This window comes from Candidatus Hydrogenedentota bacterium, assembly GCA_012523015.1.
Lineage (GTDB): Bacteria > Hydrogenedentota > Hydrogenedentia > Hydrogenedentales > CAITNO01 > JAAYBJ01.
In genome coordinates this window covers 1-13,271 of sequence record JAAYJI010000019.1, presented here as the reverse complement: position 1 = coordinate 13,271, position 13,271 = coordinate 1, and the positions used below count along the sequence as shown (strand labels likewise).

At 54.1% G+C, this 13,271-nt stretch carries 9 protein-coding genes; 8 read left to right on the top strand and 1 reads right to left on the bottom strand.

Features of this window, described 5'->3' with window-relative positions; translation table 11 throughout:
• Both GX117_00935 and srlD read left to right on the top strand, forming a co-directional pair.
• The coding region (locus tag GX117_00935; protein ID NLO31909.1) for a DUF5011 domain-containing protein at window positions 1–3,560 on the top strand (3,560 nt) is incomplete at its 5' end.
• Window positions 3,561–3,687: 127 nt separating this feature from the next.
• Entirely contained in the window at window positions 3,688–4,494 is an 807-nt protein-coding gene (gene srlD, locus GX117_00930; protein NLO31908.1) for a sorbitol-6-phosphate dehydrogenase, read from the top strand.
• 61 nt (window positions 4,495–4,555) lie between these two features.
• On the opposite strand, the gene GX117_00925 is transcribed toward srlD, so the two are convergent.
• Window positions 4,556–5,425 (bottom strand): hypothetical protein, encoded by an 870-nt coding sequence (locus GX117_00925; protein ID NLO31907.1) that lies wholly within the window; start codon window positions 5,423–5,425, stop codon window positions 4,556–4,558.
• A 4-nt stretch (window positions 5,426–5,429) separates the two neighbouring features.
• Between GX117_00925 and GX117_00920 the strand changes: the two genes are divergently transcribed.
• The 6 genes from GX117_00920 to tadA (GX117_00895) all read left to right on the top strand — a co-directional run.
• Window positions 5,430–5,732, top strand: coding sequence for a hypothetical protein (locus GX117_00920; protein ID NLO31906.1), 303 nt, complete (start codon window positions 5,430–5,432; stop codon window positions 5,730–5,732).
• A 146-nt stretch (window positions 5,733–5,878) separates the two neighbouring features.
• Window positions 5,879–7,627, top strand: coding sequence for a tetratricopeptide repeat protein (locus tag GX117_00915; protein NLO31905.1), 1,749 nt, complete (start codon window positions 5,879–5,881; stop codon window positions 7,625–7,627).
• Between the two features lie 335 nt (window positions 7,628–7,962).
• Window positions 7,963–8,637, top strand: coding sequence for a site-2 protease family protein (locus GX117_00910; GenBank protein NLO31904.1), 675 nt, complete (start codon window positions 7,963–7,965; stop codon window positions 8,635–8,637).
• Window positions 8,638–8,909: 272 nt separating this feature from the next.
• On the top strand, window positions 8,910–10,802 hold the full coding sequence (tadA, locus tag GX117_00905; GenBank protein NLO31903.1) for a Flp pilus assembly complex ATPase component TadA: 1,893 nt from the start codon (window positions 8,910–8,912) through the stop codon (window positions 10,800–10,802).
• A gap of 6 nt (window positions 10,803–10,808) precedes the next feature.
• Window positions 10,809–11,945: a type IV pilus twitching motility protein PilT gene (locus GX117_00900; protein NLO31902.1), complete on the top strand. Its 1,137-nt coding sequence runs from the start codon at window positions 10,809–10,811 to the stop codon at window positions 11,943–11,945.
• A gap of 30 nt (window positions 11,946–11,975) precedes the next feature.
• Window positions 11,976–13,271 (top strand): Flp pilus assembly complex ATPase component TadA (gene tadA / locus GX117_00895; GenBank protein NLO31901.1); only part of this gene is annotated, 1,296 nt, incomplete at its 3' end.

Below are 13,271 nucleotides of genomic sequence, written 5' to 3'. Positions count from 1 at the left end.
TCGGCGACTCCGGTATCTACCGCGTAGTCATCACAAACGACTTGGCGCCCTATGGCGAATATAGCGTCACGACGGCTCTGGCGAACGTTAACGTCAGCTCCGGTCAAGTCTTCTATGTGGATCCGACGGGCGAAAATACAACCGGCGAAAGCTGGGAAAACGCCTTCTGGACGCTGCAAGATGGTATCAATGCTGCCGGAGCGCACGGCGGTGAAGTGTGGGTAGCCGGTGGTCCCATCACAGCGCCGATCGTCTACGACGAAGAGCGTACAGAACAATGGGGCGGCACCGTGGGTGAGCCCGGTCGTGTTGCCGGCTCCCTCGTGATCCCCTCCAACGTATCCGTCTATGGCGGCTTCGAAGGCTATCGTGACGGCGAAGGCGCGAAGGAAACACGGCTCAATCAGCGCAACCGCGCGCAGAACATCGCCATTATTGACGGCAGTAAGAGCCGCAGTGGTCAATCTGCTTTCCACACAGTCGTCTTTGGTGCACGCCTGTCCGCGACCTCAAATACCATCCTCGATGGCTTCCATATAACCGGCGGCAGAGCAAACGGTATCGCCAATGATTACCACACCTGGCGTGGCGGCGGCGTCTATGTCTATGGTTCCTCGCCGACCATCAGCAACTGTATGATCTACGGTAACCAAGCAGCCGTCTCCGGCGGTGCGATTGCCGCGGAATATAACACCGCCGTCAATATCGCCTCTGAGCTCAATCTGCAGAACTGCATCATCTTCGACAATACCGCCCAGCGCGGTGAAGATGCGCCCGCCGGCGCAGCCAATCCGCTGCGCGGTGGTGGAGCCATCTTCAATAACCGCTCCTCCACAACCATCAATTTCTGCACCATTATGAACAACACGTGCGGCGCCGACTATACCAATCCAGGAGGTATCGGAGAAGGCAGCGGTGGCATATTCACCTGGGCCGACGATGATACACACCCGGTCGTGACCAATAGTATTGTATGGGGTAATACGCCCGGCAGCATTGCACAAAGCGAAATCGGAAATCCCGCTGTTCAATATGTGACGGCAGCCCACAATATTATCCAAATGCCCTTGGGGGTCTACCCCGGCACGAGTAATCTCAACGACGCGCCTAAACTGGGTAATACTGCCTTCACGGCGCTCGTGGGTCAAGAGGTGGCAGACTATATACCCCTCAGCGATTCCCCGGCCATTGACGCAGCAGATGCGAATGTCGTCGGCGGCGACGACTTCTTGGGCGTATATAGAACTGTCGGTGGTCGTGCCGATATAGGCGCCTTAGAGCTCTCCGAAATCGGACCGTCCGTTGCATGCCTGGATTCCCTGCTTGAACTGGATCTTGCCGATGACCCGGATACGAGCGACTTGGATCCCTTCGACTTCTTCGACGGCGATACCAGCGTCTTCGCTGAAGCGCCTCTGTGGACCGTTGCGCTGGCGCCTAAGGCATTCGACTGCGACGATATCCCCGTGACCCAGGTGACCTTGGTCGTCGCCGATATCCTTGGACGTACCGACCAGTGCGTGGGCGATATCGCCGTGACCGAAACCGTCGATCCGAGCATCCAGGTGACACCGATCACGAGAAATCTGGATGCCAACGGTGAATATACGCTGACTGCTGCAGACCTCGCCGAAATTACCGCAGGATCTAGCGATAACTGCACAGCCTACGGTGATCTGAGCATTACGGCAGTCCCCATGGAATTCGACTGTAATGACACAAGTCTGCCCCAGAACGTGACTGTTACCATTGAAGACGCACAGGGCAATACCGACAGCGGCGTCGTGCAAGTAACGATTAAAGACACTGACCCGCCGGTAGCGCCCGATGTTACAACGGCTTATGACGTGTTCTTGCTGCCGAACGGTACCTACACGCTCACGAGCGAGGACTTGCAGACCATGGCTGCTAATGCTTCGGACAACTGCGATCTGAATCTGGGTGCTACGTCATCCGACAGAACCACGCCCTTCAACTGCGGTGATATCGGTACTCCCGTTTCAATTATGCTGACTGTCTACGACATGTCCCTTAACACACTGGATATGCCCGTCGACATTAATGTTATAGACGAAATTGCGCCCGATCTCGGCGGTATCGCGCCGAAAACGCGTCTTGCCATGGACGGTGAAATTACGGAAGGTGAACTGCTCGCCGGCGTGACAGCGGAAGACCGCTGTGATGGCGACCTGACTGCTTCGATTGCCGTTGCCGCCTTCGACGAAGACGACAATCCCGTAGCGCTGCCCATAGATCCTGATGATCGCGGTGATGGTCAGCCTTGGATTATTCTGCCTGACACGGATTATCTCTTCACGCTCGTCTACACGGTTTCCGATAATTCCGGTAACGAAGCAGAAGAATCAACCGTCTTCACCCTCTTCGGATTGCAACTGCCTGAAATCACCGTGGTAGGTGATGACCCTGCCATAGTCGAATGCCCCTTCGAATACCTTGACGATGGCGCAACGGCGATCAATCCCCAAGAAGGTAACAATGATATTACCTCCAATATCATTACCGTTAACCCTGTGAATACCGGTATCCCCGGCATCTACACCGTAACCTACTCGGTAGCCGTGCCCGGCTATCCTTCCATGCCCCATATTGTTGCTACCCGTACCGTTGAAGTGGTCGACACAGAAGCACCTGTCATTACCGTAATTGCCGCCGATCCGCTGTACTGGCAGCGTGGCGTTGCTTTCCCCAATGACAGCAGCATCCGTGTTGCCGCCGACGAATGCGAAGGCGACATTACCGGCAAGATCGTAACCACAGGCGCTGTCGACGTAGACACCCTGGGCAGCTACGTACTCGCCTTTGACGTCACCGACGACGAAGGCAATGTGGCGGCTACCGAAGAGCTGACCGTCATTGTGGTTGACCTGCTCACCTTCACGATTCAGCCCGTAGGTGCACGCCTCTACACCACCAGTGACGATTACGTACTGAGCGCCACCTATAAGGACGGTGCCAACCTAACCGGTTACGAATGGTTCCAAAATGGCGACGGTCTCGGCTTTGTCGCGGACAGCAGCACACCGAATACGATCAACCTGAGCGTAACGCCTGCTGATCTGGGTGCCGGCTTCTTCGACTTCCACGCCGAAGCCAGTGACGACAGCGGTCAGACCGCCTCCGACGCTGCGACCCTTGAGATCGCACCGCCGCTCACGGCACTGCCCCTCGAAGACGTCGTGCTCGCTGAAGAAGATGACTTCACCTGGCCTGTGGTGGTATCCGGCGGACTCGGAACCATTCACTACCAATGGCAGGCGAAACGCAGCGGCGATGCCGACTTCGTAGCCATCGTGAACGGTGTCTATGGTCTCGGCAGCTATGACGGCGCCGGCACTGCGGCACTGAAACTGGCACCCTATGCCTCCGCCATGGACGGTGAGTACCGTGTTGAAGTCTCCGATGACTACACCACGATCGTCGTCGGCCCCGCTAAGCTGGGTAAAGACACTGGCGTACCGGCCGCTGGTGTGATCGGTCTCAGTATCCTCGCGCTGGCTTCCGCACTGGGCGGCGCCCGTGCCCTGCGGCGACGCAAATAAGAACGACAAGGCCTAAGGCCTTCTAACGGTGAATTTCAGCCGCCGGCTCAATCCTGAGTCGGCGGCTTTTCTATGACATGCAACGAAACCCAAAACAAAGCACAGGAACAGCCATAAGGAAGAGACCATGAGCAACACGTCAACAAATGAACTGAGCCTTAAGAAAGCCATTGTGACGGGAGGAGCACAAGGACTGGGCGCCGCCATCTGCCAAGCCCTGGCGGAAGCGGGCTGTACGGTGGCGCTTTGGGATCTCAACGAGGAGGCGGCGCACGCAACGGCGAAGGCGCTCTGCGACAGTACCGGGCAAGCGGTACATGCCAGAAGGGTAGATGTCACCGATGCCGAGGCAGTACGCGCCGCTGTCGACGCAGCCTGCAGCATCATGGGCGGGCTGGATATTATGGTCTGTAATGCGGGAATACTCATTTCCGGTGATTCCATTACCCTGGATCCTGCAGCCTGGCGTAAGGTCATTGAAGTGGATCTGACAGGTTATTTCTGGTGCGCCCGTGAGGCAGCCCGCGTCATGCTGACCGGGGGCGGCGGCGGCTCCATTATCCAGATCAACTCGAAATCGGGGAAAAAGGGCAGTTTTAAGAATGCCGCCTACGCGACGGCAAAATTTGGCGGTATTGGTCTTACGCAAAGTCTCGCCCTCGAATTCGCAGACCGGGGGATCCGTGTAAACGCCATTTGCCCCGGCAATTTATTGAACTCACCCCTGTGGACAGAAAGCCTTTTTAAACAATATGCCCAAAATCAAGGGATCACGGAGGCGGCGGTACGGCAGAAGTATATTGATCAGGTGCCCATGAAACGCCCCTGTGAATACGAGGACGTGACGCGCGTGGTCCTGTTCCTCGCCGGAGACGGCGCAGCCTATATGACGGGGCAGGCGATTAACGTCACCGGCGGCCAGGAAATGCGCTAAACACGACAGACCGCATTCCTTCCCGTCCATCCTCCGGGATCAACAGCGCAGCGCCTCCCTATTACAGAGGCAGCAGCCAGGGCTCTTTGGGCGCATCAGGCAAAGCGTGCTCCAAAAGGACCCACAATGCGAGTGCGGTGGGATGTCCGTCGTCGTCGTCTTCGGGGCGGTATGCCCAAGCGCCGCTAGGACGCTGCAGACTGCGCAGGCTGTCCAGCCACGAAGGATCGACCCGCTCCCCGTGGCCTGTATAATACAACAGCATGATAGACTCGAAAGCGAGATCGGTCTGCACCTTTTCGCGCTTCACGATGTCCACCAAGGTGTCCGCAGAGCGAGCCCATAAGCCTTCCAAGGGAGCCTGATAATCGGCGTCACAGCCCAGTTCGCGCAGCCATTGGGCGGCGAAGATGGCATGGGTGGCAATGTAGCCGGGCTCCGGTCTGGTACAGTCCTTTTCGTAAAGCGCGACGAGCTGCTGAATATACATGTCGTCGATGGGGATCTGATCACAATAAAGGGCGCATGCCAAGTATCGGTTGAGGCTCTTGGGTTCTTTGGGAAAGAGCGAGGGATCAATGCGGTACCGGGTATCGGTAAAGCGCTGAAAGAGACAGGCCATTTCGCGGTCGTAGTCGGGCCAATGCTCTTCGGGAAAGGCGTTATCAATGCAGTATTGTTCATCGAGTTGGAAACGGCGCTGCAGGTAATGGAGCAGGGCATAGACCTGCCATGAGGGCCGTTGTTGCTCTTCGTGGTGGAGCAGAAATTGGAGGGCGGCATCGATGGCGTCAGCATCGGGACTGTCCGCATAAGGGCGCAAGGGCGCGGCGGTGATCAGTGCCTCGGGCAAAAGGCGATTCCACGGTATCAAATAGATGCAGGCGATCAGCAAATTGATGAGCAGCACGCTAAGAATAAGGGTACGCATTTTCATGCAAAAAAGTATAAGTGAGTATGCAGAGAGAAAGCAAGCGTGGGGGCTGGGCGGATTCAAGGTTGAAATACAACCGGTTCAAAAAAAAGAGGACATCCCGGAGATCTTCAGTACAGCATATTCTGCGCATACATACATTGCTAAAGAATTATCCGTAGCGCTGTATTTGACACGTCCCTACTGTTCAAAGGATCGCGCCGAGAAGGAAAACACCCATGGGCTTTTAAGACAATCCTTCCCTAAAAGACTCGTTTTGATACAATTTCTGAAGAGCAGTTACAAAGGGCTGTTTAAGATTTAAAGAATAGACCAAGGAAAACACTTCATTACAGAACTCTTGTCGAAGTCTTTTTTCAGGCAAGGCTTACAATTCGAGGTTGAACCGGTGGAAGTTTGTTTGTTTACAATGAGGTCATTATACTAATCCTGAACAAGGAGTGACCCTGCATGAAACTCATTACATCCCGTCATTGGTGGCCCATGATTGCACTGGCTATACTTTGCATCGCCGTCTATGGGCGCTGCATTACTTTCGAATATGTACTCTATGACGACCCCAATATTATTTTTGAGAATGAGCATGTGATCCAAGGGCTCACTTGGGATAGCGCACGCTGGGCAATTTTACATCCCAACTTCGGGCTTTATATGCCCCTGCCAACGCTGACCTTCATGCTCGACTATAGTCTATACGGGGACTGGGCAGGCGGCTTTCACGTGAGCACGCTGCTTTGGCATATTTTATGTGTTTGCCTTTTCTATCGCGTGATGGGAAGGCTCACAAAAAACTACACGGCCGTTTTTTTCGCCTCCGCATTGGTCGCCATACACCCCGTTCAAGCCATGACCATCAATTGGATCTCTGCGCGTAATGAAATCATGCCCGCCGTTTTCTTGCTCCTTTGTATCGACCTGTACCGACGCTACACGGAACAGGAAAAGGGAGCTTACCGGAAAAGCGCTTTTTTCTATGCCATGTCGCTGCTCTGTATGTTTCTCGGAATGATGAGTAAACAAGGCGCCGTATTGTTACCTATCGTCTTGTTGCTCTTTGATTATTGGCCTTTAAAAAGAATAGAGATTTCCTTTAGCCGCTTCCCCAAGACCCTGAGCCGTGCCCTAACCCTCGCCGCGGAAAAAATACCCTACATGCTATTTTCAGGATTGGGTGTCTTTTTTGCATTCTATGGCAAACGCGATTTCGGCGCCTTTAAAGGAAGCCGCATCATGTCTCCTCTTGAAAATATCGGTTTTGCAATGACAGGCTTTATCCGATACCTTTTCCATCTGATCTATCCCGACCGCTATATCATGGGCTTTATCGCTGATTGGACACCGCCTTTGTGGATGGTCTTCGGCGCTGCCCTCATCTTGATAATCATAACGGCACTGGCACTGAGCCAACTGTGGCGGCGTCCGTGGGCGATTGTCCTGTGGGGATGGTTTTTCTTTTTCCTATTTCCCGTGAGCGGGCTCGTTCGCTACGCAGAAGAGTCCATCGCCTTGCGTTACCTCTATGTGCCGTCTATGGGACTCTTCTTGCTGCTCGGCTTTGGGCTTTATGAACTGAGCACCGGAAAAGTCCAAGCACAAAAGAACAAAGAACCTGCTATCGCCCCCGCCTATTGGGTACCGGCTCTCCTGCTCCTTGTACTCTTATCGGCATTGGCATTTCGGCAAAGCGGCTTCTGGGCGACCTCAGAAATATTGGCGCAGCGCGCCCTCGTCGTGACCCATGGCAACAACGCCTTGGCACACAATCATCTCGGCGTAATCCGCGGCAGACAGGGCTTACAAAAGCAAGCCTTTGCCCATATGGAAAAATGCGTGGAACTGGAACCCAACCGCAATATATGGCTCACCAATTACGCCATCATGCTCAACACGGCAGAACGCTATAAAGAGAGCTTGAAAATAACCACATCCCTTGTGGAAAAGATACCGTCCTCGCCGGTCGTTCTCAATTTGCACGGAGCCGCTCTGGCAGGAAATCAGCGTTTTGAAGAAGCCATACCTTATCTGGAGCGTGCCCACGAAATGGAACCCGATTATGTGCCGGTCCTATACAATTATGGTGTATGTCTGTTTAATGTAGGGCGTGTTGAAGAAGCGAAATCTTTTTTAAAGCATGCTTTAGAAATCCAACCCACCCATAACCTATCCAAGCATGCCCTTGCGCAAATCGAAGCGCAATAAAGCATGCCCGGTGATTCCACAAACCGACAGATAGGTCGAGGAAGCGATCCTTACCATAGCGACAGCCTATTGCCGCCGCTGCCGTGATCCCTCCCTAGATGACAGGTCAAGAAAAACACTTCATTACAGAATTTCTGCCGAAGTTATTTTTCAGGAAAGGCTTGCAATTTGAGTTTGAACCTGCGCAGCGCCTTGGAAAATTTGATCTTTCCGTTTCTCATCCTATACAATGCAGGACTGTCGGGGTGTTGCTCTATGCCGGTTCACGGGCATCCATAGGCAGTGCCTTCAAGCTTTATCGCCCCTCGGGGGCGCCATGAAATAAAGGATTCTTTGTGCCTGTTCGTATTGAAATACTCGTCATCCAATATCTTTGTCTGCTCTTTTCCTTGAGTATACATGAGGCGGCCCATGCTGCCATGGCAAACTATTGGGGCGATCCAACGGCTAAGCTCATGGGGCGCTTGACCCTGAACCCTGTGAAACATGCCGATATTATGGGTACGGTCATCTTGCCGATCTTTGCGATGGCAACGGGTTTTCGGTTCCTTTTTGGCTGGGCGAAGCCGGTACCTTTCAATCCCCGTAATTTGCGCGATCGCCGGCGCGGCCCCGTATTTGTTGCCCTTGCCGGGCCTGTGAGCAATTTGCTGGTCCTCTTCAGCGCCGTGGCGGCGCTGCGTATGCTTTCCTTTGCGCCCAATTTTGCCGCCTTGGAGTTGTTCATCATGACTCTGCTCTATTTGATCATGATCAACGCGGTGCTGTTGCTCTTCAATCTGATTCCGCTGCCGCCCTTGGACGGGCATCATGTGCTGGAATATTTTCTGCCTTATGAGACGCAGAAGACCTTTGAAAAAATCGGGCCCTACAGCCTGTTTATCCTCTTCTTTCTGGTCTTTTACCTTCGCATCTTGGATCGGCCCATGGCGATGATCTTCCAAGGAGCTTTGATGGGCGCCTTCTACGGCACCCCCCTTTGGGAGAGTTTTGCCGCGAATCAGGGCTGACCGCCTCCCCTAAGGCGTTGGGATTTTACCCCGGTAAAGACCGCTGTGTGTTAATTTTAGTTGACACAGCCGCCGCCTATAGTAGACAATAGTATCCTAGTCTATGGTATGATGTTATACTGCCTCTAGTAGGAGATAAATTGTTGACAAACTGGCTTAGTTTTCGACCTATGGTCAAGGCGCGGTGCCTTGATCAGCCATGGGACGTAAATAAGCCGCCTGTCGCTTGAGCACAGGCACGGTGGCTATTGGTGAGTTAAGGACAAGCTTATATGCGCGCCACATATGATTCATTTGGTAAACAACTGCTTGATAAGAAATTAATCACGCAGACACAATTGGATGATGCCCTTGAACGACAACGGACGACTATGGGTCATCGTAAACTGGGCGAGATCCTTGTTCGTTTAGGTTACCTGAGTAAGACGCAGATTGGGGAGTTGGTGGCGGAGCAGATGGGCATCCGCATGATTGATTTGGCGGAGAAGGAAATCCCGCCCCGTATCCGCGCCCTGGTGGATGGCGCCATTGCGACGCTCTACCGTATTGTTCCTGTGGAGGAGCAGGGCGACATCCTGATTGTTGCCACGGCAGACCCGACCAATATCAATGCCCTCGATAATCTTTCTCGGCTGCTCGATCGTCCCGTGGAGCCGGTGATGGCTTCACCGGAATCGATCAGTGAAACGCTGAACCGGTATTACGGTCACCAACGGGAGACTGTTGAATCCATGCTGTCTTCTGCGAGCAGTGCGAGCAGTGTCAGTTCTTTGAGCAGCATGTCTTCCATGGCTTCGAGCAGCGCCATGAGCAGTTTCGGCTCGCTGTCGGCGGAAGACATCAGCTTGGACAGCATGAGTCTGGACAGCAAAGAGGCTGCCGATGCGGCGTCCTCAGTTCCGGGCCTTGTCGAATTCGACGATGACAGCCCCGTCGTGCGTTATGTGCAGCAATTGATCGTGGAAGCGTATCGGCTCCGTGCGAGCGATATTCATATTGAACCTGCGAAGACGTCGGTCAAGGTGCGATACCGCATTGACGGCGTGATGCAGGAAATGCCTTTGCCGCCGAAGCGCGCGCAAAAATCGATTCTTTCCCGTCTGAAAATTATGTCGGGCATGGACATTTCCGAGCGGCGCGTTCCCCAAGACGGCCGTATCAAGATGACCGTGGGCAGTAAAGTGATTGACCTGCGCGTGAGCGCCCTACCCGCTGTGTATGGGGAAAGCCTCGTAATGCGTATTTTGGATAAGAGCGGATTGTTGTTGGGACTGGGTCAGCTGGGCTTCAACAATGATCACCTCAACCAGTGGGAGCGCCTGATCCGACAGGCGACGGGCGTGGTGTTGGTGACGGGACCGACGGGTTCGGGTAAAACGACGACGCTCTACGGTTCGCTCCACACGCTGAACACGCCGGAAACAAAGATTATTACGGTGGAAGATCCTGTTGAGTATCAGCTGAGCGGGATCAACCAGGTTCAAATTCAACACGATATTGGCTGGGACTTTGCGCGCGCACTCCGTGCCATATTCCGCCAAGACCCGGACATTGTGATGGTCGGTGAGATTCGTGACCAAGAAACGGCTGAAATCGCCATTAAAGCGGCGCTCACCGGTCACTTGGTTTTCTCGACGCTGCACACGAACGATACGGCAAGTTCCTTTACCCGTCTCGTCGACATGGGGATCAAACCCTTCCTCGTGGCGTCAGGTGTGCGCGCCATCCTCGCACAGCGCCTTGTGCGCACCATTTGCAACAACTGCCGTGCCCCCTATGTGCCCGATGATATCGAAAAAGAACGGCTTGAAATACCGGTGAATTGGGATGAGGTCGCGCTGGTTCACGGCGAGGGCTGCCCCAATTGCAATGAGACGGGCTACCAAGGGCGTCTGGGCGTGTATGAGCTGCTGCTGACCAACGACGCGCTGCGCAGCCGGATCATGAATAGCGAAAGCGCCACCGCACTGCGCCGCCAAGCGCGGCTGGACGGCATGATTACGATGCGTCAGGACGCTTGGAATAAGGCGCAGGAAGGGATTACCACGCTGGAGGAGGTCAACCGCCGTACCCGTGTTGACGAGCCGCTGCTGCAGCCGGCTCCTTCTCCGCAAATAATAACACGATCGGGTCAAGAGCCGCTGGCGGCCGGAGCTGAAAGGTAATGACATATGGCTGGTTATGAAATTGTAAGTTTGTTGCGTATGTTGGTGGACCGCGACGGTTCTGACTTGCACATCACCGTGGACAGTCCGCCCATCGGTCGTGTCCATGGACATCTTCAGTTTTTCGGGGAGAATCCGCTCACTGCGGAAGACACGGAACGGCTGATGAAAAGTATTGCGTCTGTAGACAATCAGCAGGAGCTGCAAGAAGTGGGCGGCGCCGACTTCGGCTTTGCCTTTGAAGACGTTGCACGCTTCCGTGTGTCCATCTTTAAGCAGCGCGGCTATGTGGGCATTGTACTGCGCTTGATTCCCCGTAAAATTCTGACCTTTGAAGAGATCGGTCTGCCCAACGGGCTTAAAGACGTGATTACCCAGCCGCGCGGCATGATCTTGGTAACAGGACCCACGGGCTCCGGTAAATCAACGTCTTTGGCCACGATGATCGACTATATTAACCAACATTATGACCAGCATATTGTGACCATTGAAGATCCCATTGAGTATTATCACACCCATAAAAAAAGCTTGATCATGCAGCGTGAGGTGGGCGTTGATGTACCCTCTTTCTCCGAGGCGCTGCGCCGCGTGCTGCGTCAGGACCCCGACGTGATTCTCGTCGGTGAAATGCGTGACCTCGAGACCATCGAGGCGGCAGTGACCGCGGCGGAAACGGGTCACCTTGTTTTCGGTACCTTGCATACGACGGGCGCCGTACGTACCATTGACCGTATTGTGGACGCCTTCCCGACGAACCAACAAGAGCAGATCCGTACGCAGCTTGCGGGTAACCTGAAGTCGGTTATTTCGCAGACGCTGATTCCTCGGAAAAGCGGTTTCGGTCGTGTCGCCGCCTTTGAGATCATGATTACGACGCCCGCTATCCAAAACCTGATCCGTGAAAATAAATCCTACCGTATCACCTCGTCCATTCAGACGGGGCATAAATACGGGATGAACCTTCTCGACGAACATTTGCTTGCCCTCTACCGGAAAGGCATTTGCAACTATGAAGATTTGCTCGCGAAAGCACAGATGCCCGACGAATTTGAGAATCAGGCACGGGCTTTCGGGCTGGAAGGCGGTCCGGGACCTGTGGGCGGAGCGCCGGGACCGGGCGGTCAGGTGAAACGGGCAGGCTAAGAAGTATTATGGTAACTTACGGAAAAGATTATGCCGCCAACGATTAAAACAAAACAGAAAGCCGGGGAACTCCTGGTTGAGATGGGCGTCATTACGCCGCTGCAGCTGGATGAGGCGCTGCAGCGTCAGCGTCTGACCGGCGACATGCTGGGCCGCACGCTGGTCGGTATGGGCTATGCGTCGGAGCAAAACATCATTGAAGCGCTCAGTGTGCAGCAGGGGATGGAGCGCATCGATATTACGAAAATCAATATCACGCCCGATGCGCTTAAATTAGTCTCCAGTGATGTGGCACGCTTCTATTCCATTATCCCCGTGCGTATCGAAGATGATGTTCTGCTCGTGGCGATGGCGGATCCCTTAAACATTCAGACCTTGGACGATCTGCGCCAGATTACGGGCAAGGATGTGCGCGGCGCCGTGAGTAATCCCGAGGATGTAAACGCGGCGTGGCAGAAAAATTACACCTTGGAAGCGGATTCGGTGGAACACCTGCTCGAAGAGCTCAAAGAGGTGGTGGGAACCGAAGACCTGAGTCTGGAAGAGCTGGGTCAGCAAGAAATTATCTCGAATGTGGATAATCTGGTGGAGCTCGCGCAGCAGCCGGAAGTGATCAAGATCGTGAATTTGATCTTCCTCACGGCGCTGCAAAAGCGTGCATCAGATATTCTCATCGAAGTCTACGAAGAAGATTTCCGCATTCGTATTCGCGTCGACGGTGTGCTCCATGAGATCGTACACCCGCCGAAAGCGTCGAATATTGCGCTCGTGTCGCGGCTCAAGATTATGTCCAATATGGACATTGGCGAACGGCGCCTGCCGCAAGACGCCCGTATCGAACTTAAGATCGGAGACAGCCTCATTGACGTACGTGTCGCCACGCTGCCCACCCTATATGGGGAAGGGGTCGTGATGCGTACCTTGGACCGTACTGCCGTGCGCATTGAGCTGGAACATTTGGGGCTGAGCGCGCATCTGCACAAAAAAGTGATCAATGTGATCAACAAGCCCAACGGTATTATGTTGGCTACAGGACCCACGGGAAGCGGCAAAACAACGACCTTGTACGCCTGCCTCAATGTGCTCAATACGCCCTTGGTGAAAATCATCACGACAGAAGATCCCGTTGAGCTGCAGATCGAAAGACTTATACAATGCCAGGTTCATGAAGATATAGGGCTTACCTTTGCCGCCTGTCTGCGCTCCATCCTGCGCCAAGACCCGGACATTGTGATGGTCGGCGAGATTCGTGACTTGGAAACGGCACAGATTGCCGTGGAAGCGTCGCTGACAGGTCACCTTGTGCTCAGCACGCTCCATACGAAC

What these genes read in the sequence shown, in the direction of transcription:
- srlD (NLO31908.1), top strand. Translation starts at nt 3,688, where the DNA reads ATGAGCAACACGTCAACAAATGAACTGAGCCTTAAGAAAGCCATTGTG.
- GX117_00925 (NLO31907.1), bottom strand. Translation starts at nt 5,425, where the DNA reads ATGCGTACCCTTATTCTTAGCGTGCTGCTCATCAATTTGCTGATCGCC.
- GX117_00920 (NLO31906.1), top strand. Translation starts at nt 5,430, where the DNA reads ATGCAAAAAAGTATAAGTGAGTATGCAGAGAGAAAGCAAGCGTGGGGG.
- GX117_00915 (NLO31905.1), top strand. Translation starts at nt 5,879, where the DNA reads ATGAAACTCATTACATCCCGTCATTGGTGGCCCATGATTGCACTGGCT.
- tadA (NLO31903.1), top strand. Translation starts at nt 8,910, where the DNA reads ATGCGCGCCACATATGATTCATTTGGTAAACAACTGCTTGATAAGAAA.
- GX117_00900 (NLO31902.1), top strand. Translation starts at nt 10,809, where the DNA reads ATGGCTGGTTATGAAATTGTAAGTTTGTTGCGTATGTTGGTGGACCGC.